The following is a 25,672-nucleotide window of genomic DNA, read 5'->3' as shown; positions in this document are numbered from 1 at the left end:
ACCCGTACGCGCTAGCATGAACCTTTCCGTTTATGGAGCGCGTATGAGTCTGTTTAGCCGTATAAAAGCATCGTTTCGCGCCCTTTTCCCCCGCCGTTATTCCTGGCCCGGTATGGATATTTCGCTTCCGGGCGGGCAGCATCTGCACCTGGTGGGAAGCATTCATATGGGCACGCAGGATATGTCCCCCCTGCCCTCCGGCCTGATCAAACTGCTGAAGCGCGCCGACGCGCTGATCGTCGAAGCCGACATCTCCGGCCATGAATCGCCGTTTGCCGGGCTGGAAAGCGATCGCCCTCTGGCTGAACGTCTTAACGAGACGCAGCTGGCTGAGCTTACCCGTCTTGCGGATGAAACCGGCGTCTCACTCTCTATGCTCGACACCCTGCCCCTGTGGCAAATTGCCATGGTGTTACAGGCGACACAGGCGCAGCGCCTGGGGCTACGCGGTGATTACGGTATTGATTATCAACTGCTGAATGCAGCAAGGGCGCGCAACCTGTCCGTCATTGAACTGGAAGGCACGGACAGCCAGATTGCGCTCCTTCGCCAGCTTCCCGATGACGGCCTGATACTGCTGGATGATACCCTGACCCACTGGCACACCAACGCGCGTCTGCTGCAAACGATGATTGGCTGGTGGCTGGATGCGCCGCCCGCAGACGGTAAGCTGGCGTTACCGTCGACGTTCAGTGAATCGTTGTATGATGTGCTGATGAATGCGCGTAACCAGGCGTGGCGGGAGACGCTGTATGCCCTGCCTGCCGGTCGTTACGTGGTCGCGGTTGGCGCGTTGCATTTGTACGGAGAAGGGAATTTGCCGTCACTGCTGAAATAAAAAAATGGCCAATATCTCTATTGGCCCGTCAAAGAGGAATTTCATCGTTTTTATTATACCGAAGTGACCTTCGGCTACGCCGATTGTCGCTCAAAGTAACCATCACTGCCAATACTATTGCGCAAGATGGTGCTATTTTTTAGACAAACGTCAGGCGTATGCTGCTGGCATGAATCGCCTGTCGCAAGAAGGATAGCCATGACTCCCGCCGTTAAATTACTCGAAAAAAACAAAATTTCTTTCCGGATCCATACTTACGATCACGATCCGAACGAAACCAACTTTGGTGATGAAGTGGTGCGCAAGCTGGGGCTGAATGCGGACCAGGTCTACAAAACGCTGCTGGTCGCTGTGAATGGCGATATGAAGCATCTCGCCGTGGCGGTAACGCCCGTCGCCGGACAGCTTGATCTGAAGAAAGTCGCCAAAGCGCTGGGGGCCAAAAAGGTGGATATGGCAGACCCGATGGTTGCGCAACGCACAACGGGTTATCTGGTCGGCGGGATCAGCCCGCTCGGGCAGAAAAAGCGCCTGCCCACGCTGATCGATGCGCCTTCGCAGGAATTTGAGACGATCTATATTTCTGGCGGCAAACGCGGGCTGGATATCGAACTGGCCGCAGGCGATCTGGCGAAAATGCTGGACGCGAAATTTGCGGATATTGCGCGCCGGGATTAGACGAAAAAGCCGGGTGGCGGCTACGAGGTAAAAGCAAAACGGTAACAGGCGTTACCGTTTTTTGTGTTCGCGCCCTCTCCCGGTGGGAGAGGGTTGGGGTGAGGGCATCAGGCCGCACAACACTACTGCCAGCTTACCTCGCCCTTCGGCTCATACGCGTTCACGTCAATCGGCGAGTTCTGCTCGATGTACTGCTTCAACACTTCCGCATCAATAAACCCGGTGTTTACATAGCCCGGTTTGTTATCGATATGCGGATAGCCGTCGCCGCCGGTGGCGTTAAAGCTTAACGTTGCCAGACGGTAGGTTTTCGCCGGATCCACTGGCTCACCTTTGATTTTGAGATCGTTGAGCTTGCCATCTTTCGCCACAAAGCTGACGTTAGCAAACTGGGGATACGCCCCGGAGTCCGGCTTCATCTGCGCCACGGCGGTCAGGTAGTCAATGACCTCTTTCCCGCTCATGTCCGCATACACCACCACGTTGCCAAACGGCTGCACTTTGAGCACGTCTTTATAGGTGATGTTGCCGCCTTCGATGGAATCACGAATACCGCCGCCGCTCATCACGCCGAAATCCGCATTCGTACGTGCCATTTGCGCGGCCAGCACCAGACGCCCCATGTTGGTCTGCACGAAGCGGACTTTGCTGCGGTCCCCCTCCAGACGACCATTCAGCGTGCCAATTTTCACGTCCAGCTGCGCTTTCCCTTTGCTCTGGAACGGCGTCAGCAAAGAGAGCATCTGCTGGTTTTCAGCGATCTCAGGCGTGTAGAGCACGCGCTCACTTTTGCCGTCCGGGTAGGTCACTTTCTTCTTCAGGTTGACCGGTATGAGCTGATAGTGCACCAGCTTCATTTCGCCGTTACGGAATTCGAAATCCGCGCGGCCCACGTATTTACCCCATTCGTGGGCCTGCACAATCCAGATCCCGTTCTGACGGTCCGGCGCGCACGGCGTGCCCGGCACGTAGTCCACCTGCTTTTTGTTCTCCGACGCCATGCACACCGGATCCTGTGAGTGACCGCCCACAATCATCGCCAGCGAACCCGCCGGGAGGCTGCGCGCCATCTCCACGTCGCCCGGCGCATTGGAGCCGTGCTCGCCGTTATCGTAGTGCCCCATATGGGTGGTGGCGATAATCACGTCCGGCTTTTCGTTCTGTTGTAACTCCTGGATCACCAGCTTCGCTTCGTCTGCCGGTTTACGGAATTCGATGTCGGTGAAAAATTCAGGGTTGCCAATTTTCGCCGTATCGTCGGTGGTTAAGCCGATAACCGCGATCTTCAGATCCTGACGCTTAAACAGCGCCCACGGTTTAAACAGGCGCTCGCCGGTGCTTTTCTGATAAATATTGGCGGAAAGGAACGGGAATTTGGACCACTTCTCCTGCTGGCGCAACACGCTCAGCGGGTTATCAAATTCGTGGTTTCCGACGGCCATTGCGTCGTAACCAATTAAATTCATGCCGCGGAAATCAGGCTCGGCATCCTGCAAATCAGATTCCGGTACGCCGGTATTAATATCCCCGCCCGACAGCAACAGGACGCTGCCGCCCTGGGCCGCGACCTCTTTACGAATGCCGTCCACCAGCGTTTTTTGCGCCGCCAGGCCATATTCACCGTATTCGCTGCGCCAGAAATGGCCGTGATGATCGTTAGTGTGCAGAATGGTAATTTTATAGGTTTTATCTTTTTCATACGCCTGCGCAGGCAGGCTTGTCAGCCCCCATGCGGCGATCAGCGCCAGCGCGACGCCACGCTTTATCAACTTCATCTTCTCTCTCCCTGACCCATAGACAAACGCAAAAATTACAGTGACTCACAAGAATAGACAAATAAGTTTTCAGAATTGCGACTTTCTTCAAATGTCACGGACGGGTATGTTAGTCGGATAATAATTACTCCCTGCATCTCTAATAACAAATCGACGTGGTATTTATGGCAATCAGTGAATCAACCCAGCCCGTCCAGGGCGCTCCGGCGTCGCCGCCGAAATCGCGCACTTCCTTTAAAGTATTAGGCGCAATCAGTCTCTCTCATCTGCTCAACGACATGATCCAGTCGCTGATTCTGGCGATCTACCCGCTGTTGCAGTCGGAGTTCTCTTTAACCTTTGTACAGATCGGGATGATCACCCTGACCTTCCAGCTGGCCTCTTCACTGCTACAGCCGGTGGTGGGCTACTGGACAGATAAATACCCGATGCCATGGTCGCTGCCCATTGGCATGTGCTTCACCCTGAGCGGGTTAGTGCTGCTGGCCATGGCGGGCAGCTTTGAGGCGGTGCTGGTTGCCGCGGCGCTGGTAGGAACCGGTTCATCGGTATTCCACCCGGAATCGTCCCGCGTGGCGCGTATGGCCTCCGGCGGACGTCACGGGCTGGCGCAGTCTCTGTTCCAGGTGGGAGGGAACTTTGGTAGCTCTCTCGGTCCTCTGCTGGCGGCGGTGATTATCGCGCCCTACGGTAAAGGCAACGTGGCGTGGTTTGTGCTGGCCGCGCTGCTGGCGATTGTCGTGCTGGCGCAAATCAGCCGCTGGTATGCCGCGCAGCATCGCGTGAACAAGGGCAAGCCTGTCGCGAAGATCGCCAATCCTCTTCCGCGCAACAAAGTGATCCTTGCCGTTAGCGTGTTGCTGGTGCTGATTTTTTCGAAATATTTCTATATGGCGAGTATCAGCAGCTATTACACCTTCTATCTGATGCAAAAATTCGGATTATCGGTACAAAACGCCCAGTTCCACCTCTTTGCCTTCCTGTTTGCGGTAGCGGCAGGCACGGTGATTGGCGGCCCTGTCGGGGATAAGATTGGCCGTAAATATGTGATTTGGGGCTCTATCCTCGGCGTTGCCCCGTTTACGCTGGTTTTACCGTACGCAACGCTGGAGTGGACCGGGATTTTGACGGTGATTATTGGTTTTATTCTGGCATCGGCATTCTCAGCCATCCTGGTCTACGCGCAGGAGCTGCTGCCGGGGCGTATCGGTATGGTTTCCGGCCTCTTTTTCGGTTTTGCCTTTGGCATGGGCGGCCTTGGTGCGGCCGTGTTAGGGATGGTTGCAGACCACACCAGCATCTTCCTGGTTTATAAAATCTGCGCTTTCCTGCCTCTTCTGGGGATGTTGACCATATTCCTGCCTGACAATCGTCATAAAGCGTAGTTTCAGGGCTGCCAAAGTTAAACTTTGGCAGCCGGATAACCTGATGCCATAAGGCTTTCCCCTTCATCCTGCCCACAAACTTTGCTAAACCTGCCCTTTTTCACGCTCATTGCTCTTTTATTCTGATTTCAACAATTATTCATAAACATACGTGTAAAAATTGTCATAAACTATTAATCGGCTTTTTGGTATTTGCACCAAAAATGGATCACCCATCGCGAAAGGAGACGGAATGCACCACGCCACACCGCTTATCACCACCATTGTTGGTGGACTTGTGCTCGCTTTTATCCTCGGCATGATTGCCAATAAACTGCGTATATCGCCTCTTGTGGGCTATTTGATAGCGGGCGTGCTGGCAGGGCCATTTACGCCGGGTTTTGTCGCGGATACCAAACTGGCGCCGGAGCTGGCGGAACTGGGCGTGATCCTGCTGATGTTTGGCGTCGGACTGCATTTCTCCCTGAAGGATTTGATGGCGGTAAAGTCGATCGCCATACCCGGCGCGATTGCCCAGATAGGGGTGGCGACGCTGCTGGGCATGGCGCTTTCGGCGGTGCTGGGCTGGTCAATCATGACCGGTATCGTTTTTGGGCTGTGTCTTTCAACCGCCAGCACCGTGGTGCTGCTACGCGCGCTTGAGGAAAGACAGCTGATAGACAGCCAGCGCGGACAGATCGCGATAGGCTGGCTGATTGTAGAAGATCTGGTGATGGTGTTGACGCTGGTGCTGCTGCCCGCCGTCGCCGGAATGATGGAAAAAGAGAATATCGGCTTCGCCTCGCTGGCGCTGGATATGAGCATTACCATCGGTAAGGTGGTGGCGTTTATCGCCATCATGATGCTGGTAGGCCGCCGTCTGGTGCCGTGGATCATGTCCCGCAGCGCAGCCACCGGCTCGCGTGAACTGTTTACCCTTTCGGTCCTTGCGCTGGCGCTGGGCATTGCCTTTGGCGCCGTCGAGCTGTTCGACGTCTCCTTCGCGCTGGGTGCATTCTTCGCCGGGATGGTGCTGAATGAATCCGAGCTGAGCCATCGCGCCGCGCACGATACCCTGCCGCTGCGCGATGCGTTCGCGGTGCTGTTCTTTGTCTCCGTCGGCATGCTGTTTGACCCGATGATTCTGGTTCAGCAGCCGCTGGCCGTGCTGGGTACGCTGGCCATCATTATCTTTGGTAAGTCCGTTGCCGCCTTCTTCCTGGTCAGGATGTTCGGTCACTCGCCGCGCACGGCGTTGACCATCGCCGCCAGCCTGGCGCAGATCGGTGAGTTCGCCTTTATTCTGGCCGGTCTGGGCATGGCATTGAACCTGTTGCCACAGGCGGGACAAAATCTGGTACTGGCGGGGGCGATCCTCTCCATCATGCTAAACCCGGTCTTGTTTGCCCTGCTGGAGAAATATCTCGAGAAGACCGAAACCCTCGAAGAGCAGACGCTGGAAGAGGCAACGGAAGATGAGAAGCAGATCCCGGTGGATATCTGCAACCATGCGCTGCTGGTCGGTTTTGGCCGCGTCGGCAGCCTGCTGGGTGAGAAGCTGATGGCGCAGGGTATCCCTCTGGTGGTGATTGAAACCTCCCGCACCCGCGTCGACGAGCTTCGCGCGCGCGGCATCCGTGCGGTGCTGGGCAACGCTGCTAACGAAGAGATTATGAATCTGGCGCATCTGGACTGCGCCCGCTGGCTGCTGCTCACTATCCCGAACGGTTACGAGGCCGGGGAGATTGTGGCCACCGCCCGTGAAAAATGCCCGCATATCGAAATCATTGCCCGTGCCCATTATGACGACGAGGTGGAATACATCACCGAGCGCGGCGCGAATCAGGTGGTGATGGGCGAGCGCGAGATTGCGAATACGATGCTGACAATGCTGACGAAGCCGCCGGTTGAAGAGGCGGTGACGGGCTAGCTTGTGCGGTCTGATCCCCCCTCACCCCGGCCCTCTCCCCATAGGGGAGAGGGTGTTCAAGTTCCCTCTCCCCTATGGGGAGAGGGTCAGGGTGAGGGGTTTTCTTTTATCTGTCCCAATACGCCTCTTCGAGGCTGTCTTCCCGTTCCGGCAGCCCCCGCGTTAAGCGCGGAGAGTGCTGGTTCAGCACCTGGTAGCTCACGCGGTTCGCATACTTACACACCTGCGCCAGCGAGGAATAGGTCAGCCAGTTGAAGGTATGTTTGCTGGAATTCGGCACGTTGGTTTTGTGGTAGGCGTTGGCGGTGATGTCGTGCAGCAGCGCCGCCAGCGCGCCATCGCCTGCGCCGTTGGTGTTCATGATCTTCTCAGGTCCGCCCATATAGGGCGCAATGTGGGAGAAGATACGCAGCGGGTTGATGCAGTCTTTATGACGCATGGCGCGGCTGAACTCATACTGGTTAAATTCGGCGATTGCGCCCGGCAGCAGAGGGTGCTGGGTTTTACGCTTGCTCTCTTCTTCCGTGAAGCCCGCCATGTACAGTCCGACCGGCCCGGCGGTGCAGAGCACCAGATCCACCCAGTCCAGCGCTTTATCAGACGCCAGCAGCGGATCGCTTTCGCCGGTCAGCGCTTCGGCTTCTTCTTCGTTCATCGCCAGAATAGAAACGTGTTCTTTCAGGAAGGTCTGCCACCACGTCGGGTTGTCGGCAATCACGAATTTGGTGCCCAGCGTCAGGACCACAGGCACGTTGTATTTCTTCGCGTACTCGATGGCCTTCATGGTTGCGTCCGGCATCGGTTCGCCCGGCTTGCAGCGCACCAGATAGGAGGTCAATACCAGCGCAGACGCGCCCGCGATCACCTCTTCCGGGATACTTTCGGCGCGCAGCTTGTTCATATGGCCGGGGCTGATGGCAAAGGTACGCTCGCCGGAATCGCTTATCAGCGTAAAGCAGCGGCCAATCGGTCCGTCAACGCCTTGCAGATAGTTCAGATCGGTGCGGCTGGAGGTATTGCACAGGTAGCGGTAGGCATAGCCACCGATTTCGATATTGCTGCACATCACGCCAAGCAGGACCGAGCGGTCATCTGCCAGAACAGAGTAGTTGTGCATGGTGTTGCCGATGGTGCCGCCAGCAAACTGATGGGTGATGAGATTTTCGCGCATCAGCTCCTGATACAGCGCTTCGGCCACGTCATCCTCAATCACCAGAGAGTGTCCGGCGCTCAGACCGTAACGCGCGACAAACGCATCATCCACTTTGGCTTCAATATCCACCAGCGTCTGATCGATACCGACCACCCAGGCAGCGCTGGTTTCGCTTTCCTGCTGAATTTGCTGTAACAGCGGGTCGCGGGCATCGACGGGGAAATAGTGTTTGGACTTACGTTTACCGGGAAATTTCATGGTCTGAACTGTGCAAAGAATACGGGCCGGGAATGGTAGCACAAACCCGGTCCGTAACGCGATCAGCGGCGGGTGGTGACCAGTGACACCATCATGTCGATGTGTTCAGGGGAGTCGTTAAGCGCCGGAATGTACTCGTACTTTTCACCGCCAGCCTCAAGGAAAAATTCCCGGTTTTGCACCGCGATCTCCTCCAGCGTTTCCAGACAGTCCGCCGAGAAGCCCGGCGACATCACCTGAATGTGCTTCACGCCCTTCTCGCCCAGCATTTTGAGGGTTTCATCGGTGTACGGCGTCAGCCACGGCTCGCGGCCAAAGCGCGACTGGAAGGTCATCATCACCTTCTCCGGCGGCAGGCCGAGGGCGGAGACCAGCTCGCGAGTGGTATCGCGGCAGCGCTGGGGGTAATCATCGCCTTCGTTGGCGAAACGCTGCGGAATACCGTGATAGGAGAGCAGCAGCAGATCCGGCTCGCCATGTTTTTCAAACGACGCGCGCGCGCTGCTGGCGAGCGCCTGAATGTACAGCTCGTTATCGGCGTAGTCGCGGATAAAGGTAATGCCCGGTATACGGCGGCGGGTCGCCAGAATACGCGCCAGTTCGTCCCAGACGGCAGCCACCGTGGAGCAGGAGTACTGCGGATAAAGGGCGAGCACCACAATGTGCTCAACGCCCTGCGCCAGCAGAGAGTCGACGGCGCTTGCCAGGGACGGCTTGCCGTAGCTCATGCCGAGCGCAACGGGCATCTCCGGCAGGCGGGCGGCCAGCGCTTTTTCCTGTCGGCGGCTGTACACCATCAGCGGCGAGCCTTCTTCCATCCACACGGACTGATAGAGTTTAGCGACGCGCGGAGAACGAATCGGCAGAATGACGCCACGCAGCAGCGGCCACCACAGCAGTCTCGGGGTATCCACGACGCGCGTGTCGCTTAAAAATTGTCGCAGGTAGCGTTTTACCGCGTCTGATGTAGGTGCTTCTGGAGTGCCCAGATTGGCAAGCAGGATGCCGGTTTTCGCCTGACTCATTCACGCCTCTTAACCATTTGATAGGTTGTCAATTGTAGCGGAAATGCGTTTAAACGAAACCCATTGCTGTAATAGGTAAGATGAGAATATTTCTCACCCGGAAGCCCGGGTGAGAGGCGCGCAATTAGCCGAGGATTTTTTCCAGCTCTGCACGTACGTCAGCCACGGCTTTGGTACCGTCGACTTTGGCGTATTTGGTGTTACCCGCCTGCGCTTCTTTGGTGTAGTAGCCAATCAGCGGCGCGGTCATCTGATGGTATTCCACCAGACGTTTACGCACGGTCTCTTCCTGATCGTCTTTACGGGTGGTCAGCTCTTCGCCAGTCACGTCGTCTTTGCCTTCAACCTTAGGTGGGTTGAATTTGATGTGGTAAACGCGGCCAGAGGCAGCATGCACGCGACGACCAACGATACGGTCAACGATCAGCTCGTCCGGTACGTCGAACTCCAGCACGTAATCCACGTTGATGCCCGCTTCTTTCATGGCGTCAGCCTGAGGAATGGTGCGTGGGAAGCCGTCCAGCAGGAAACCATTGCGGCAGTCTTCCTGAGCAATGCGCTCTTTCACCAGCGCGATAACCAGTTCGTCGGTTACCAGCTTGCCTGCGTCCATGATGTCTTTAGCTTGTTTGCCCAGCTCGGAGCCAGATTTAACAGCGGCACGCAGCATGTCACCAGTAGAGATTTGCGGAATACCGTATTTCTCCATGATGAACTGAGCCTGAGTTCCCTTACCCGCGCCCGGAGCGCCAAGCAGAATAATACGCATTGCGAAAATCCCCTCAAATGTCGATTCAATTTTTCAAAAGCGCTAAACAATACCACCAGAACGGGTATCGCTCAAGGAAGGCGGGGAGGCTGAAACGGTTAATGAGGGCAGATAATTTGGGAGAGTGCAGACAACTGCCCCTCACCCTAACCCTCTCCCCTTTGGGGAGAGGGCCAGGGTGAGGGGTCGTGTTGAATTACGCCAGCAGCAGCGCATTCACACGTTTAATGAACAGGTTAGGGTCTTCCAGCGTACCGCGCTCGGCCAGCAGGGACTGATCCAGCAGCAGTTCAACCCACTCGGCAAAGCGGGCGTCATCCTGGGTATCCGCCGCGCGTTTCACCAGCGGATGATCCGGATTAAGCTCAAAGATATATTTCACTTCCGGCACGGCCTGGCCCGCCGCAGCGAACAGTTTCGCCATCTGGGTGCTCATTTCGTCCGCATCGGTGGTGACAATGGCTGGCGTATCGGTCAGACGGTGCGTGAAGCGCACCTCTTTCACGCGGTCGCCCAGCAGGGTTTTCACGCGCTCAACGAACGGCTCCAGCGCCTTCTCGGCTTCTTTCGCGCTGTCGTCCACTTCATCCGCCAGCTTATCGATAGACTCGTCAGCTTTGGCAACAGACTGGAAAGATTTACCGTCGAACTCGGTCAGGTAGTTCATCATCCACTCGTCGATGCGGTCAGACAGCAGCAGCACTTCGATGCCTTTCTTACGCAGCAGTTCCAGATGCGGGCTGCTCTTCGCTGCCGCATAGCTGTCGGCGGTGATGTAATAGATCTTCTCCTGCCCTTCTTTCATGCGGGAAACGTACTCTTCCAGCGATACGGTCTGCGCGGAGGAGTCGTTGTGCGTGGAGGCGAAGCGCAGCAGTTTAGCAATGGTTTCAACGTTCGCGGTGTCTTCCGCCGGGCCTTCCTTCAGCACCAGGCCGAACTGTTTCCAGAAGGTTTGGTATTTTTCCGCATCGTCTTTCGCCAGTTTTTCCAGCATCTGCAACGCACGTTTGGTCAGGGCGTTACGCAGGTTACGGGTAACGGTGCTGTCCTGTAGGATTTCACGGGAGACGTTCAGCGGCAGATCGTTGGAATCAATCAGGCCACGCACAAAGCGCAGGTAGTTCGGCATGAACTGCTCGGCGTCGTCCATGATGAAGACGCGCTGCACGTACAGCTTCAGACCGTGCTTGTGATCGCGGTTCCACATGTCCCATGGCGCCTGCGCCGGGATGTACAGCAGGCTGGTGTACTCCTGCTTACCTTCCACACGGTTGTGGCTCCAGGTCAGCGGGTCGGTAAAGTCGTGGGCAATGTGCTTGTAAAACTCGTTGTACTCGTCGTCTTTAATTTCAGCTTTGTTGCGCGTCCACAGCGCCTGCGCCTTGTTGATTTTCTCCCAGGAAACCACGGTTTCGCCGTCTTTCTCTTCCTGTTTTTCAATCTCTACCGGCAAGGCGATGTGGTCGGAATATTTGCTGATGATGGAGCGTACGCGCCAGTCGTTCAGGAAGTCATCTTCGCCTTCACGCAGGTGCAGGGTGATTTCGGTGCCGCGATCCGCTTTGGTGATGTCATCAACGGTGTACTCGCCTTCCCCTTTGGATTCCCACAGCACGCCGTTCTCGGCGCTGTCGCCCGCCGCGCGGGTGCGCACGGTGACTTTGTCCGCCACGATGAACGCCGAGTAGAAGCCCACGCCGAACTGGCCGATCAGCTGGCTGTCTTTCGCCTGGTCAGAGCCCATGGACTCAAGGAACGCTTTGGTGCCGGATTTGGCGATGGTCCCGAGGTGGTCGATCACCTCGTCACGGTTCATCCCGATGCCGTTATCGGCGATGGTCAGGGTGCGATTCTCTTTATTGAACGAGACGCGCACGCGCAGTTCGCCGTCGCCTTCATACAGATCCGGGTTAGACAGCGCGCGGAAGCGCAGCTTGTCCGCCGCATCGGAGGCGTTGGAAATCAGCTCACGCAGGAAAATTTCTTTGTTGGAATACAGGGAATGGATCATCAGGTGCAGAAGCTGTTTTACTTCTGACTGGAAACCACGGGTTTCTTGTCCTTTCATCTAAGTCGACCTCAACAATGCCATTTAATGGGGTTGTAAAACGTTGAGTGAGAGATGGGGATAAGGGGGGAGATTTTCAAGCGGAGGCCGCGCGCGCAGCCTCCGTTTGGTCAGAAAATAATCTTGTGACGTCCGGCCAGAGAGTGCGACAGCGTGGTGCCGTCGACCATCTCCAGCTCACCGCCGACCGGTACGCCGTGGGCGATGCGGCTGGCGTCAACGCCGTACTGCGCGCACAGCTCGGCGATATAGTTGGCGGTTGCTTCCCCTTCCACCGTGGGGTTGGTGGCGAGGATCACCTCTTTGATCGTTTCGGACTCCAGGCGCTGTTCAAGGCGGTCGAGACCGATATCGTCCGGGCCGATGCCGTCCAGCGGGGAGAGATGCCCCATCAGCACGAAATAGCGGCCGGAAAACTGCCCGGTTTGTTCGATGGCGTAGATGTCCGCCGGACTCTCCACCACGCAAATCTGACCGTTTTCCTGACGACGCGGGTTCGTGCAGATGTTACATACGTCCTGCTCGGTAAAGGTCCGGCAGTCCGCACAGTGACCAATTTCTGACATGGCGCGGGTCAGAGCCTGCGCCAGGCGCATCCCGCCGCTGCGGTCGCGCTGCAATAGCGTAAACGCCATGCGCTGCGCCGACTTCGGGCCAACGCCCGGCAGGCAGCGCAGTGCTTCCATTAACTGCGTGAGCAGCGGACTGGTTTGCATCAGAATGGCATCTTAAAGCCCGGCGGCAGTTGCATACCGCTGGAAACAGAGGCCATTTTCTCTTTCTGGGTTTCGTCGATACGGCGAGCGGCATCGTTAAACGCGGCTGCAACCAGATCTTCCAGCATCTCTTTGTCGTCTTCGAGCAGGCTCGGGTCAATTTCAACGCGACGGCAGTTATGCGCACCGTTGATGGTCACCTTGACCAGACCGGCACCGGATTCACCCGTGACTTCCAGCTGAGCGATCTCTTCCTGCATCTTCTGCATTTTTTCCTGCATCTGCTGAGCCTGCTTCATCAGGCCACCCAGACCGCCTTTTCCACCAAACATAGGCTTCTCTCTTCTTTCACGTTAAGGATTACAACCGTAAGTCAGACTCACGATCAAATGGGGCGAATACTCTCTTCATCCAGATCGGCGTCGAAGAACCGGCGCAGGGTCTGGATGTTGTTATCCGCAATAATCGCCTCGCGCGCCTGCGCGAGCTTCTCTTCATAAATGGCCTGTCGCCACTCAAGCGGCGTTTTCACCGCCGGATTATCATCTTCAATGATAGTCAATTCAACCGGCACACCCTGTAATGCGCTCAGCGCCTCGGCCAGCGCCTTTTGCGCGCCAGGGGAGTTGAGGTGCCGCTGGCCCGGGCGCAAATGCAGACGCACCTGATTACCGTCCTGCTCTTTCCAGGCGTTCAGCGCGACCTGCTCCACCAGCTTCGGCAGGTGCAGTTTGCTGACCTCAGCGGCCCAGGCGTCGCGCTCGATGGACTCTTCCGCGAGCTTCGCGGACAACTCCGGGGTTTTTTCATGCTCCAGCGCCTTTTTCAGCGCTTTTGGCGTGGCGACCACTTCCTTGACCGTTTCAACAACGGTGGTCGCCTTCCAGCGGTATGCCTCTTCTTTCGCCGGGGCTTTTTGCTCGAGCGCGGACGGTGCCGGACGCGACTGTACGCGCTCCGTTACCGAGGCCAGTCGTTCAAGCGCGGCGTTGTTCACCGGCCGCGCTCTTGCAGGCGCTGCCGGTTCACTCTTTTTTGGTTTGGTTGCTCCCTGCGCACGTTGCAACTGGCTTCGTGCGGCAAGCACCGAACTGGTGGCATCCGACAGCGGCACATTTTGCTGCGGCGGCGGTGTCGGTTGCGGTGGCACCTGCTGCGGTGACATGACCGCGGTTGGCGCGACCGGCGCAAAGGACTGCCGGGGCGCTTCCGGCTCCGGCATTGGCATGCGCGGATGGAAGGCCAGCGCGCGGAGCAGCGTCATTTCAACGCCCATCCGGCGATCCGGTGCAAACGGCAGCTCTTTGCGGCCAATCAGCAGCGTTTGATAATAAAGCTGAACGTCAGCAGGCGGCACGGTGCGCGCAAGTTCACGCATCCGCGGTTCAATGGTCGCCATGTCTGCGCCAATGGCCGACGGAGACAGTTGCAGCATCGCCACGCGGTGCAGCAGGCTGAGCATCTCGACCAGTAGCGCTTCCCACTCAATGCCACGGGCGGCGGCGTCGTTGACGAGCGTCATCACCCGCTCACCGTTGGCGGCAATCATCGCTTCGATAAGCGACAGCGCCTGATCGTCATCCAGCGTGCCGAGCATGGTGCTGACCGCCTCGGTGGAGAGTTTACCGTCACCGCTGGCAATGGCCTGATCGGTCAGGCTGAGCGCATCGCGCAGGCTGCCGTCCGCCGCACGGGCCAGCAGTTGCAGCGCGCGAGGTTCGTGGACGATGTGCTCTTCATCGAGGATATGCTCAAGCTGCGCGCGGATCTGCTCAACGTCCAGCGCCTTCAGATGGAATTGCAGGCAGCGCGAGAGGATCGTGACCGGCAGCTTTTGCGGATCGGTAGTCGCCAGCAGGAATTTAACGTGCGCGGGCGGCTCTTCCAGCGTTTTCAGCAGGGCGTTAAAGCTGTGGCGCGACAGCATGTGCACTTCATCGATCAGATAGACCTTGAAGCGTCCGCGCGCCGGGGCGTACTGCACGTTATCGAGCAGATCGCGGGTGTCTTCCACTTTGGTACGCGAGGCGGCGTCGATCTCGATCAGATCGACAAAGCGCCCCTGCTCGATCTCCCGGCAGTTGTCACACACGCCACACGGGGTGGCGGTGATCCCGGTTTCGCAGTTCAGACCTTTTGCCAGCAGACGGGCAATAGAGGTCTTACCGACGCCGCGGGTGCCGGAAAAAAGATAGGCGTGATGGATGCGACCTAGCGACAAGCCGTTCGCCAGGGCCGTCAGCACATGTTCCTGACCGACAACGTCAGCAAAGGTTTGTGGTCGCCATTTACGGGCTAACACCTGATAACTCATGGGCAGGCTCTGCAACGCTGGAAGGTGAATTAATGGAGGGGAATGCTATCACAACCTCACCCATTGAGCGAGGTTGTGAGATACGGGATTAATGACCCGGGAATGGCACCAGGCTGTAGCTGGTAATACCCTGTTTTTCCAGGCGCTGCTCGCCACCGAGATCAAACAGGTTGATGATGAATGCCGCGTCGGTCACTTCCCCGCCCAGACGACGGATCAGCTTCACGGTCGCTTCGATGGTGCCGCCAGTTGCCAGCAGATCGTCCACCACCAGCACTTTGTCGCCTGGCTTGATGGCATCAACGTGAATTTCCAGCTGATCGGTGCCGTATTCCAGCTCGTAGCTCTCCGCAATGGTTTCACGCGGCAGTTTGCGCGGTTTACGCACCGGCACAAAACCCACGCCCATCGCCAGCGCAACCGGTGCGCCAAACAGGAAGCCACGGGCTTCGGTACCTACTACTTTGGTGATCCCGGCGTTTTTATAACGCTCGACCAGCAGTTCAATGCTGAGCGCGTACGCTTTCGGGTCTTCCAGCAAGCTGGTGACATCGCGGAAAAGAATGCCAGGTTTTGGATAGTCCTGGATACTTTTGATGCTATTTTTCAGATATTCAAGCTGCTGTGCAGTTGCGGTCATCGGTTTGTGCCTAAATGAAACAGTGTTACTCACGGCGCGCGACGAGTCGGTCAAAGTAACAGTTGTTTAACCTTTGACCAGGCGCACCTGTGCTCGAAAACGGTCGAATTTACTGGCTGTGCGCCATAATTGCAACCGCCATGATGAGGCTTCAGTGCTTTTGTTGCTTTTCATCAACCACGGGGATCCGCCACATAAAGATCAGCAGGCAGGCCAGGATCGCCAGCAGCAGAATACGCACCCACATCATTTTCACCAGCCATAACGAGACGGCAAAGGTGATCAGGATGAAGGCAATGGCGCGCAGCTTGGCTCCGGGCGGCATGGCACGGTGTTTTTGCCAGTGTCGCAGGTAGCCGCCAAACCACGAGCGGTACAGAAGCCAGTGGTGGAAACGCGGCGATGAGCGGGCGAAACACCAGGCCGCCAGCAGGATAAACGGGGTGGTCGGCAGCAAGGGCAATACAATGCCCAGCGTACCCAGCACTACCGCGAGCCAGCCAATGATGATTAAAATAGTACGCTGCATAATGCGAATCGTTATCAAACTGAACGGCTACTTTACCACTGGAGAGCGCATTGAAAACAGCACTACTTCTTGAGAAGCTGCAAAATCAGCTGATCGCTCTGCGGGCGCAGGCCACACCGCTGATGGGACATGCCACGCTGAAACCGCGCTTTGACCGGCAGCTTTTCCGCACCCGCAGCACCGTTATTCAGGATTACCTTGCTGAGATGCAGACCCACCTCGACGAGCTTCGCCACGCGGTTGAGAGTGAACAGCAGGAACAGGTGGCGTGGCTTGCGGCGCATCTTACCGAGCAGATCACCGCCCTGCATCGGGAAATCGCCGCCTGGCCGCTACGGGCGTGGGACAGCGCCTCGCCTGGACTCGGAAAATGGCAGCGTAAGCGGCTGGAGAACCAGGAGTTTGAGCGCCGTCTGTTTGAGATGAAGCGCGAGCGCGAAGCCCGCCTGAACAATAGCGAAACGCTGGAAGAGCAGCAGTTATTAATGCGTGAAATCAGCGCGCTGGAAGGCCGCATCGTCCGCTGTCGTCAGGCGCTGGATGAGATAGAACGCGTCATTGAACGCCTGACCCGTTAACAGGAGCCACACTGATGTCACTGGAAAATGCCCCCGACGAGGTCAAGCTGGCCGTCGATTTAATTATGTTGCTGGAGAATCACGCGATCCCGGCGGAGACGGTGCTGAAGGCGCTGGAGATTGTGCGGCGGGATTTTGAGGGGAAACTTCCCCCTCACCCTGCCCTCTCCCCTGAGGGGAGAGGGTAAAAGCAGCCCGCACCAGATTATTCCCTCTCCCTTCAAGGGAGAGGGTTAGGGTGAGGGTCATCCCCCTTAATCTCGCGCTTCACTTCCGTATGCTCATCGCCTTTCTCATTGCGCAGGTGCACTTCAAGCTGGTTGAAGGCGATATTAATGTTGTTTTCACGACACAGACGGTCAATCGTGCGGTTCAGCTCATCGACGGTGTAGCTGCGATCGCGCAATTCGCGTACGTACAGGCGCAGCTCATGATCCAGCGTGCTTGGCCCGAAGGTGGTGAAGAACACGTCAGGCGCAGGATCGTGCATCACTTTAGGATGCGATTTCGCGGCTTCCAGCAGAACCTCTTTCACTTTATCCAGATCTGAACCGTAAGCCACCCCGAGGCGAATCACCACACGGGTGGTGGTATCCGAAAGCGACCAGTTGATCAGGCGCTCGGTCACAAACGCTTTGTTCGGGATGATCACCTCTTTACGATCGAAGTCGGTGATGGTGGTCGCACGAATACGGATCTTGCTGACGGTCCCGGAGAAGGTGCCGATAGTGACGGTATCACCGATACGCACCGGACGTTCGAACAGGATAATCAGGCCAGAGACAAAGTTACCGAAGATCTCCTGCAAGCCGAAGCCCAGACCTACCGACAACGCCGCCGCCAGCCACTGAAGTTTATCCCACGAGACGCCCAGCGAACCGAATACCGTCATCGCCCCGACAATAATAATGACGTAGTTCAGGATGGTGGTAATGGCATACGACGCCCCCTGACGCAGGTTCAGCCTTGAGAGCACCAGCACTTCCAGCAGACCCGGCAGGTTGCGGATCAACGCCCAGGCCACCACTGACGACACCAGCGCAAAGAGCAGGCTGCCCATGGTGACGCTTTTCATTACCGCAGCGCCCGCTTCGGTACCGTTGTATTGCCAGAGGGTGATACTGTCGAGGTAGGCGAAGACGGTGATTAAATCAGACCAAATGGCCCAGAACATCACCGCAAACAGCGCGATCATCACCAGCATGGTGATACGCATCGTTTGCTGGTTAACCTGCTCCAGGGCAATGGTCGGCTCTTCCTGCGGCTCTGCCCCTTCAGCCCCCTCTTTCACCTGATGCTGCCGACGGGCAACAGCACGACGATACGCAATGCGGCGCGCCGCCACGCTCAAACCACGCAGCACGGTCTGGAACAGCAGGTTCCACACAATCACCAGATAAACCGTTTCGATCCAGCGGCCTGACAGACGAAGCGTGGTATAGAAGTAACCCGTCGCGGTCAGCACCATCAGCGCCAGCGGAATGATCGCCAGCACCGTTACGGTAACCAGACGAAGATTGTGAGACTCTTTATCCCGCCAGCTGTCGCGACACATTGGCCACATCAGGACGGCAATCAGCAGCAGGTTCAGCATAATCACCAGCTGCCCCAGCACGTCATCCATCAGATGCAGCGGCGAAAGCTCGGCCACAACAGACCAGAAGTGCAGCGGTAGCAGCGCGAGGCTGATGCGCACAATCTGGCGACGCCAGTGGCTGGTGAGTTTTTCCGGCATGTTGAAGTGGCGGACGGCGACGCCATCTTTTTCCAGCACTTTCCAGCACAGACCAAACACCAGCCAGAACAGCGCCAGCTTCTTGCTGAATGCCCACAGCAGATCGCTGATATTCAGCTGCATGGTCAGCAGGATCAGGCCCACGGCGAGTATCAACAGGCAGACCGGCAGAGCACGGATCAGGTCGATCAGGATCGCTTTCGGGGTGTGCAGCTGGCTGTCGTTACGCAGTTGCCCCACTTCCGAGGCCAGCTTCGCCTGGTACTGTTTCAGCCATTTCAAACGCCAGCGAATCAGCCCGGCAATCAATAACAGCGGTAATCCGGCCAGGAAGGCGATCATCACCGCAGGCCAGGCTTTCTCCCAGTTCACGGTAATTTTCATGCTTTTGATCTGGGATTTCAGCGTTTCCGGGAAAGATTTAAACCAGTCCCAGTCCATGGGTTTGTTGCTGTTCACCCAGAAAATCTGCTGGGTCAGGATCTCCTGGAGGCTTTTTGAAACGCTCACCAGCTGCTGCTGGTTGATTTGCAGGTTAATCGCCATCATCAGCTGATTGCCCAGCTGCTTGTTAAGCTGATCGAGCAGTTCGCGGCGCATGTCCACAACCTGTAACAGCGCGTCGTGAACTTCTGCGTTCACTTCACTTGAATGGCCCTCTTCCACTTTGGCAACGAAGGTATCACTCTGGAACAGCGCATCGCGCTGCTGGTTGACGTCAAACTGTTCAAGACGCAGATCCGCAATGCGGTTGGTCATGTCTTCCAGCTCGTCGGCGGACGGCAGCGTCTGCTGTTGCTGGTAGAGAATGCGCGACAGCAGCAGGCTGCCCTTCAGGACGGCAATCTGCTCTTTGACGTTACGCTCGGCCTGCAACGCGCGATCCAGCCAGTTTTTGACTTTGATATTTTGCTGCACCAGCGCGCTGCCGTTTTCCGTCGCCTGAATCAGACGCTCGCTCAACTGGTGGTTAATCTCCAGCTCCTGCTTCACCAGCGGGTTGGCCTGAATACGCGCCGTTTCGTCTGGCGAGACCGCTTCCTGCGCCGTTTTTTCGGTCAGCGTCAGGCGCTTGCTGTTCACCGCTTCCTGCAACAGCTGAAGCTGATGCTCAAGCCGGTTGATATTCGCGGTCACGTAGTCACGCTGTTTTTGCAGCGCATCCTGTAGCACCGTGTTGCCTTCCAGACTCTTGCGCTGCTGTTCAATCTCCGCGTTCAGCAACGTCTGCTGGATGTTCAGCAGCGTTTGCTGGGTGGGACGAAGCGCCCCTTCCCCCACGGTGATGCCATTCAGACGGTTACGTATCTGCTGAAGCTGTTGCGACGCGGAATACATGGCGTTCTGCACGCGCTCTGGCTGGGTTTGCAGCGAAACCAGCTGGCTGTTGTAGGTCGAGAGATCGGACTGCGCCGTTTGCAGATCGTCCAGCAACTGCGCCACGCGCGACTCAAGCTGGCGCAACGACAGCGTGGTAAGCGTTTTTCGGGTTTCATCGTCGTTATCGACGTCGCTGAGCGCATTCAGCGCCTCCGTAGCCTTACGCATGTTCTCCGGCGCCTGAGCCACCTTCTGTCGCAGCTGGGCCGTTTCGGCTTTGATGCGATCGATCTTGTCCAGCGTTTCCAGGGTTTCCGTCAGATCCTGCTGAACGAGTTTCTCCTGGGCGGAGAGATCTTTCTGCTTATTCAGGGTGTCGAGTTCCGCCTGAACCTCAGCACGCGTGGGAGTGTCACTGCCGTTGTCTGCACGGGCATACGAAAGCGGTGCGGCTGCAAAGTAAAACAGCAGGATCAAGAAAACGGCCAGAACAGGATGTTGCGAGCGATTGGTGTGCAGCATAGTCTTGAATGTGATGTGAGAAATGACCGGAAATAGTCGGGCGTGAAGGATATCACGCCCGGATGAAGCAGAATAGCACGAAGGTCAGCGTCTACAATTTTTACCGGGTTCGATCAGGCAGGGCGCGGGCTAAGTTTACTTTGAAGAGTCGGACAGAGCTGGCACATCTCGAGAAAAATTTCGACGTAGCTGCGCGCCTCTGACTTAAGATCGAACGACTCCGGGGCGAAAAGCCAGTTCTCCATCAGGCCGGAAATATAGCTGCGCATCAGGATCGCCGCCCGGCGGGTGAGTAATGTGGCGGGAAGCATTTTGGCCTGCATGCATTCCGTAAGCACCTGTTCGATGCGATCGTAGCTTTCCAGACACAGGTCGCGCTGCGCCTGCTGAACCACCGCCATTTCGCCAACGAACTCACATTTATGGAAGATGATTTCCATCATCAGACGGCGACGCTCTTCAACAACTGTCGCTTCAAGGATATATACTAGAATTTCTCTTAACACTGAGAGTGGATCGTGAGGGAATTTTGCCCGATACTCACTCTCAAGATCGCTAATGCTGGACTCTGAAAGCTCCCAGATTTCACCAAACAGGTCGGACTTGTCTTTGAAATGCCAGTAAATCGCTCCCCGCGTGACGCCAGCGGCCTGAGCAATCTGTGCCAGCGAGGTTGCCGAAACACCCTGCTGTGAAAACAAACGCATTGCCACATCAAGAATGTGTTGTCGGGTTTCCAGCGCTTGTTGTTTGGTTTTTCGTGCCATACGTTGATGAATTTACAGGAGTCAGATTTACATACATTTATGAATGTATGTACCATAGCATGACGATAATATAAACGCAGCAATGGGTTTTTAGACTCAGGACCCTTGATCAATTTGAAATCGGACACTCGAGGTTTACATATGAACAAAAACAGAGGGTTAACGCCTCTGGCGGTCGTTCTGATGCTCTCAGGCAGCTTAGCGCTTACAGGATGTGACGACAAACAGGCTCAACAAGGGGCTCAGCAGGTGCCAGAAGTTGGCGTCGTGACGCTCAAATCCGAACCTCTCCAGATGACAACAGAACTACCGGGCCGCACCAGCGCCTATCGCATTGCAGAAGTGCGTCCTCAGGTGAGCGGTATCATCCTGAAACGTAACTTCACCGAAGGCGGTGATGTCAAAGCAGGTGAGTCTCTGTATCAGATTGATCCAGCAACCTATCAGGCGTCTTATGAGAGCGCGAAGGGCGATCTGGCGAAAGCCGAAGCAGCGGCCAAAATTTCGCAGCTGACGTTGAATCGTTACAAGAAACTGCTCGGCACGCAGTACATCAGCCAACAGGATTACGACACTGCCCTGGCCGATGCGCAGCAAGCTAACGCAGCCGTTGTGGCGGCAAAAGCGGCGGTAGAAACCGCGCGTATTAACCTGGCCTACACCAAAGTGACCTCCCCTATCAGCGGTCGCATTGGTAAATCTGCCGTCACCGAAGGTGCGCTGGTGCAGAACGGTCAAACCACCGCGCTGGCCACCGTTCAGCAGCTTGACCCGATCTACGTTGACGTCACCCAGTCCAGCAACGATTTCCTGCGTCTCAAACAGGAGCTGGCCAGCGGTCAACTGAAACAGGAAAACGGTAAAGCCAAAGTGGAACTGGTTACCAACGACGGTATCAAGTTCTCACAGACCGGCACACTGGAATTTTCTGATGTGACCGTCGATCAGACCACCGGCTCTATCACCATCCGGGCGATTTTCCCGAATCCGGATAAAACCCTGCTGCCGGGTATGTTCGTACGCGCCCGTCTTGAAGAAGGGACTAACCCAAGCGCCATTCTGGTTCCGCAGCAAGGTGTGACCCGTACGCCACGTGGCGATGCGAGCGCGCTGGTTGTGGGCGCCGATAACAAAGTCGAAATGCGCAATATCACTGCAACGCAGGCGATTGGCGACAAGTGGCTGGTGACGCAAGGTCTGAAAGATGGCGATCGCGTAATTATTACTGGTTTGCAAAAAGTTCGTCCTGGTGCGCAGGTCAAAGCTCAGGAAGTGAAATCTGACGACAAACAACAAGCGTCGGCCGCTGGCCAGTCAGAACAAACCAAGTCTTAACTTAAACAGGAGCCGTTAAGACATGCCTAATTTCTTTATCGATCGCCCCATATTTGCATGGGTGATCGCCATAATCATCATGCTGGCCGGGGGGCTTGCGATCCTGAAGCTGCCTGTTGCGCAATATCCAACGATTGCGCCGCCGGCAGTGACGATCTCCGCAACCTACCCGGGCGCTGATGCCAAAACGGTGCAGGACACCGTTACGCAGGTTATCGAACAGAACATGAACGGTATCGATAACCTGATGTACATGTCCTCAAACAGTGACTCAACCGGTACGGTTCAGATCACCCTGACCTTTGAATCCGGTACGGATGCGGACATTGCGCAGGTTCAGGTGCAGAACAAATTGCAGCTGGCGATGCCCCTGCTGCCGCAGGAAGTGCAACAGCAGGGTGTGAGCGTCGAGAAATCGTCCAGTAGCTTCCTGATGGTTGTCGGCGTAATCAACACCAACGGCACCATGACGCAGGAGGATATTTCCGACTACGTGGGCGCCAACATGAAAGACGCCATCAGCCGTACGTCTGGTGTGGGTGACGTTCAGCTGTTCGGTTCCCAGTACGCGATGCGTATCTGGATGGATCCGAATAAACTAAACAACTTCCAGCTGACGCCGGTTGACGTGATTAACGCGATTAAAGCGCAGAACGCCCAGGTTGCCGCCGGTCAGTTGGGTGGTACGCCGCCGGTGAAAGGCCAGCAGCTTAACGCCTCTATCATCGCCCAAACGCGTCTGACCTCCGCCGATGAGTTCAGTAAAATTCTGCTGAAAGTGAATCAGGATGGTTCGCAGGTGCGCCTGCGTGACGTGGCGAAGGTTGAGTTGGGCGGTGAGAACTACGACGTAGTTGCGAAGTTCAACGGCAAACCGGCTTCCGGCCTGGGTATCAAACTGGCGACAGGCGCTAACGCCCTGGACACCGCGACGGCTATCCGTGCAGAGCTGAAGAAGATGGAACCGTTCTTCCCGTCAGGTCTGAAAATCGTTTATCCGTATGACACCACGCCATTCGTTAAAATTTCGATTCACGAAGTGGTAAAAACCCTGGTTGAGGCGATCATCCTCGTCTTCCTGGTCATGTACCTGTTCCTGCAAAACTTCCGCGCAACGCTGATCCCAACCATCGCCGTGCCGGTTGTACTGCTCGGGACCTTCGCGGTGCTGGCGATATTTGGCTACTCGATAAACACCCTGACAATGTTCGGGATGGTGCTCGCCATCGGCCTGCTGGTGGATGACGCCATCGTGGTGGTAGAGAACGTCGAGCGTGTCATGGCGGAAGAAGGCCTGCCGCCGAAGGAAGCAACCCGTAAATCAATGGGCCAGATCCAGGGCGCGCTGGTCGGTATCGCGATGGTACTGTCAGCGGTATTTATCCCGATGGCCTTCTTCGGCGGCTCTACCGGTGCGATTTACCGTCAGTTCTCCATCACCATCGTTTCGGCGATGGCGCTGTCGGTACTGGTTGCACTGATCCTGACGCCAGCCCTGTGCGCAACGATGCTGAAGCCGATTCAGAAAGGCGGCCACGGCGAGCACAAAGGATTCTTCGGCTGGTTTAACCGCATGTTTGATAAGAGCACGCACCACTACACCGACAGCGTGGGTAACATCCTGCGCAGCACCGGTCGTTACCTGCTGCTCTATATCATCATCGTGGTAGGGATGGCTTTCCTGTTCGTTCGTCTGCCAAGCTCGTTCCTGCCCGATGAAGACCAGGGCGTGTTCCTGAGCATGGCTCAGCTTCCGGCCGGTGCGACGCAAGAGCGTACGCAGAAAGTGCTGGATGAGATGACCGACTACTTCCTGACCAAAGAGAAAGACAACGTTGAATCCGTGTTTGCGGTTAACGGCTTTGGCTTCGCGGGTCGTGGTCAGAACACCGGTATCGCCTTCGTTTCTCTGAAAGACTGGTCTGAACGTCCGGGCGCAGAGAACAAGGTAGAGGCGATTACTGGCCGTGCGATGGGCACCTTCTCGCAGATTAAAGATGCGATGGTCTTCGCCTTTAACCTGCCAGCAATTGTTGAACTGGGTACGGCGACCGGCTTCGACTTCCAGCTGATTGACCAGGGCGGTCTGGGCCATGAAAAACTGACTCAGGCGCGTAACCAGCTGTTTGGTGAGGTGGCAAAACACCCTGACCTGCTGGTGGGCGTACGTCCTAACGGCCTGGAAGATACGCCGCAGTACAAAATCGATATCGACCAGGAGAAAGCTCAGGCGCTGGGCGTGTCCATCAGCGACATCAATACCACGCTGGGCGCGGCCTGGGGCGGTAGCTACGTCAACGACTTCATCGACCGTGGTCGCGTGAAGAAAGTGTACGTGATGTCTGAAGCGCAATACCGCATGCTGCCGAACGATATCAACAACTGGTACGTTCGCGGCAGCAATGGCCAGATGGTGCCGTTCTCCGCCTTCTCAACCTCGCACTGGGAATACGGTTCGCCACGTCTGGAGCGTTATAACGGCTTGCCATCGATGGAAATCCTCGGTCAGGCGGCACCAGGCCGAAGCACCGGTGAAGCCATGAACCTGATGGAAGAACTGGCCAGCAAACTGCCTGCGGGTATCGGCTACGACTGGACCGGCATGTCCTATCAGGAACGTCTGTCCGGTAACCAGGCCCCTGCCCTGTACGCCATTTCACTGATTGTGGTGTTCCTGTGTCTGGCGGCATTGTATGAGAGCTGGTCGATTCCGTTCTCCGTAATGCTGGTGGTACCGCTGGGGGTTATCGGTGCGCTGCTTGCCGCAACGTTCCGTGGGCTGACCAACGACGTTTACTTCCAGGTAGGCCTGCTGACAACCATTGGCTTGTCGGCGAAGAACGCGATACTTATCGTTGAATTCGCCAAAGATCTGATGGAGAAAGAAGGCAAAGGACTTATCGAGGCGACGCTTGAAGCGGTGCGTATGCGTCTGCGTCCAATCCTGATGACGTCCCTGGCGTTTATCCTGGGTGTTATGCCGCTGGTTATCAGCTCCGGTGCTGGCTCCGGCGCGCAGAACGCGGTGGGTACCGGTGTAATGGGTGGTATGGTCACGGCGACCGTTCTCGCCATCTTCTTTGTGCCGGTGTTCTTCGTGGTGGTTCGTCGCCGCTTCAGCCGTAAAAATGAAGATGTTGAGCACAATCACTCGGTAGAACATCACTGATACCGGTTTCACATGATAAAAAGGCCGCATTTGCGGCCTTTTTCATTTTCTGAAAATTCATAAAATAGACCTATTGTCATTCTATTTATTTTCTTCTTTTTAATAAGGCCTATCATAATAGGCTGATAACTTACACCAGGAACTTAGTCTTCTTTTATTCTCATTTCTCGGCGTAAATTATTCGGA

General features: G+C 56.3%; 20 protein-coding genes and 1 other annotated feature. Of the genes, 8 read left to right on the top strand and 12 right to left on the bottom strand.

The window, feature by feature from the left end; genetic code table 11:
* Positions 1-43: 43 nt before the first annotated feature.
* Both ACOTX7_RS02385 and ybaK read left to right on the top strand, forming a co-directional pair.
* Positions 44-838 (top strand): TraB/GumN family protein, encoded by a 795-nt coding sequence (locus ACOTX7_RS02385; RefSeq protein WP_032673623.1) that lies wholly within the window; start codon positions 44-46, stop codon positions 836-838.
* 198 nt (positions 839-1,036) lie between these two features.
* On the top strand, positions 1,037-1,516 hold the full coding sequence (gene ybaK / locus ACOTX7_RS02380; protein ID WP_010428207.1) for a Cys-tRNA(Pro)/Cys-tRNA(Cys) deacylase YbaK: 480 nt from the start codon (positions 1,037-1,039) through the stop codon (positions 1,514-1,516).
* Between the two features lie 122 nt (positions 1,517-1,638).
* Here the strand turns inward: ybaK and ushA are convergent, their stop codons facing one another.
* Positions 1,639-3,291, bottom strand: coding sequence for a bifunctional UDP-sugar hydrolase/5'-nucleotidase UshA (gene ushA / locus ACOTX7_RS02375; RefSeq protein ID WP_047355316.1), 1,653 nt, complete (start codon positions 3,289-3,291; stop codon positions 1,639-1,641).
* Between the two features lie 164 nt (positions 3,292-3,455).
* Between ushA and ACOTX7_RS02370 the strand changes: the two genes are divergently transcribed.
* Entirely contained in the window at positions 3,456-4,676 is a 1,221-nt protein-coding gene (locus ACOTX7_RS02370) for an MFS transporter (protein WP_006809839.1), read from the top strand.
* A gap of 232 nt (positions 4,677-4,908) precedes the next feature.
* Positions 4,909-6,585 (top strand): YbaL family putative K(+) efflux transporter, encoded by a 1,677-nt coding sequence (gene ybaL / locus ACOTX7_RS02365; RefSeq protein ID WP_000546191.1) that lies wholly within the window; start codon positions 4,909-4,911, stop codon positions 6,583-6,585.
* 106 nt (positions 6,586-6,691) lie between these two features.
* Here the strand turns inward: ybaL and ACOTX7_RS02360 are convergent, their stop codons facing one another.
* The 9 genes from ACOTX7_RS02360 to ACOTX7_RS02320 all read right to left on the bottom strand — a co-directional run bounded on the left by ACOTX7_RS02360 (position 6,692) and on the right by ACOTX7_RS02320 (position 16,060).
* Complete coding sequence (locus ACOTX7_RS02360) at positions 6,692-7,996, bottom strand: inosine/guanosine kinase (RefSeq protein ID WP_006809840.1); 1,305 nt, start codon at positions 7,994-7,996, stop codon at positions 6,692-6,694.
* A 62-nt stretch (positions 7,997-8,058) separates the two neighbouring features.
* Complete coding sequence (hemH, locus tag ACOTX7_RS02355; RefSeq protein WP_205924309.1) at positions 8,059-9,021, bottom strand: ferrochelatase; 963 nt, start codon at positions 9,019-9,021, stop codon at positions 8,059-8,061.
* A gap of 124 nt (positions 9,022-9,145) precedes the next feature.
* Entirely contained in the window at positions 9,146-9,790 is a 645-nt protein-coding gene (gene adk / locus ACOTX7_RS02350; RefSeq protein ID WP_006809841.1) for an adenylate kinase, read from the bottom strand.
* A 196-nt stretch (positions 9,791-9,986) separates the two neighbouring features.
* Positions 9,987-11,861, bottom strand: coding sequence for a molecular chaperone HtpG (gene htpG, locus ACOTX7_RS02345; RefSeq protein ID WP_006809842.1), 1,875 nt, complete (start codon positions 11,859-11,861; stop codon positions 9,987-9,989).
* A 110-nt stretch (positions 11,862-11,971) separates the two neighbouring features.
* On the bottom strand, positions 11,972-12,577 hold the full coding sequence (gene recR / locus ACOTX7_RS02340; RefSeq protein WP_006809843.1) for a recombination mediator RecR: 606 nt from the start codon (positions 12,575-12,577) through the stop codon (positions 11,972-11,974).
* Entirely contained in the window at positions 12,577-12,909 is a 333-nt protein-coding gene (locus ACOTX7_RS02335; protein ID WP_003858972.1) for a YbaB/EbfC family nucleoid-associated protein, read from the bottom strand. The genes recR and ACOTX7_RS02335 overlap by 1 nt, the downstream gene beginning before the upstream one ends.
* Before the next feature lie 53 nt (positions 12,910-12,962).
* Positions 12,963-14,891: a DNA polymerase III subunit gamma/tau gene (dnaX, locus tag ACOTX7_RS02330; protein WP_032673624.1), complete on the bottom strand. Its 1,929-nt coding sequence runs from the start codon at positions 14,889-14,891 to the stop codon at positions 12,963-12,965.
* Positions 13,569-13,633: a sequence feature (DnaX frameshifting element), on the bottom strand. Its footprint overlaps the gene before it by 65 nt.
* Before the next feature lie 88 nt (positions 14,892-14,979).
* Entirely contained in the window at positions 14,980-15,531 is a 552-nt protein-coding gene (gene apt, locus ACOTX7_RS02325; protein ID WP_000127359.1) for an adenine phosphoribosyltransferase, read from the bottom strand.
* A gap of 151 nt (positions 15,532-15,682) precedes the next feature.
* Positions 15,683-16,060, bottom strand: a complete 378-nt coding sequence (locus tag ACOTX7_RS02320; protein ID WP_421626042.1) for a DUF454 family protein — start codon at positions 16,058-16,060, stop codon at positions 15,683-15,685.
* A gap of 50 nt (positions 16,061-16,110) precedes the next feature.
* Here ACOTX7_RS02320 and priC point away from each other — a divergent pair, with 50 nt between their 5' ends.
* Entirely contained in the window at positions 16,111-16,638 is a 528-nt protein-coding gene (priC, locus tag ACOTX7_RS02315; RefSeq protein WP_221256999.1) for a primosomal replication protein N'', read from the top strand.
* Positions 16,639-16,652: 14 nt separating this feature from the next.
* The gene (gene rsmS, locus ACOTX7_RS02310) at positions 16,653-16,826 is read left to right on the top strand and encodes a pleiotropic regulatory protein RsmS (protein ID WP_006809845.1); all 174 of its coding nucleotides are present in this window, start codon (positions 16,653-16,655) and stop codon (positions 16,824-16,826) included.
* A 32-nt stretch (positions 16,827-16,858) separates the two neighbouring features.
* Here rsmS and mscK read toward each other — a convergent pair whose 3' ends face one another.
* Both mscK and acrR read right to left on the bottom strand, forming a co-directional pair.
* Complete coding sequence (gene mscK, locus ACOTX7_RS02305) at positions 16,859-20,215, bottom strand: mechanosensitive channel MscK (protein WP_221813005.1); 3,357 nt, start codon at positions 20,213-20,215, stop codon at positions 16,859-16,861.
* A gap of 113 nt (positions 20,216-20,328) precedes the next feature.
* Complete coding sequence (acrR, locus tag ACOTX7_RS02300) at positions 20,329-20,982, bottom strand: multidrug efflux transporter transcriptional repressor AcrR (RefSeq protein WP_006809847.1); 654 nt, start codon at positions 20,980-20,982, stop codon at positions 20,329-20,331.
* Positions 20,983-21,123: 141 nt separating this feature from the next.
* Between acrR and acrA the strand changes: the two genes are divergently transcribed.
* Entirely contained in the window at positions 21,124-22,317 is a 1,194-nt protein-coding gene (gene acrA, locus ACOTX7_RS02295) for a multidrug efflux RND transporter periplasmic adaptor subunit AcrA (RefSeq protein ID WP_006809848.1), read from the top strand.
* Positions 22,318-22,339: 22 nt separating this feature from the next.
* Positions 22,340-25,486, top strand: coding sequence for a multidrug efflux RND transporter permease subunit AcrB (acrB, locus tag ACOTX7_RS02290; protein ID WP_006809849.1), 3,147 nt, complete (start codon positions 22,340-22,342; stop codon positions 25,484-25,486).
* Positions 25,487-25,672: the final 186 nt, after the last annotated feature.

Source organism: Enterobacter cloacae complex sp. IR5418, from assembly GCF_049238105.1.
Lineage (GTDB): Bacteria > Pseudomonadota > Gammaproteobacteria > Enterobacterales > Enterobacteriaceae > Enterobacter > Enterobacter hormaechei.
This window is presented reverse-complemented; position numbering and strand designations above follow the sequence as displayed.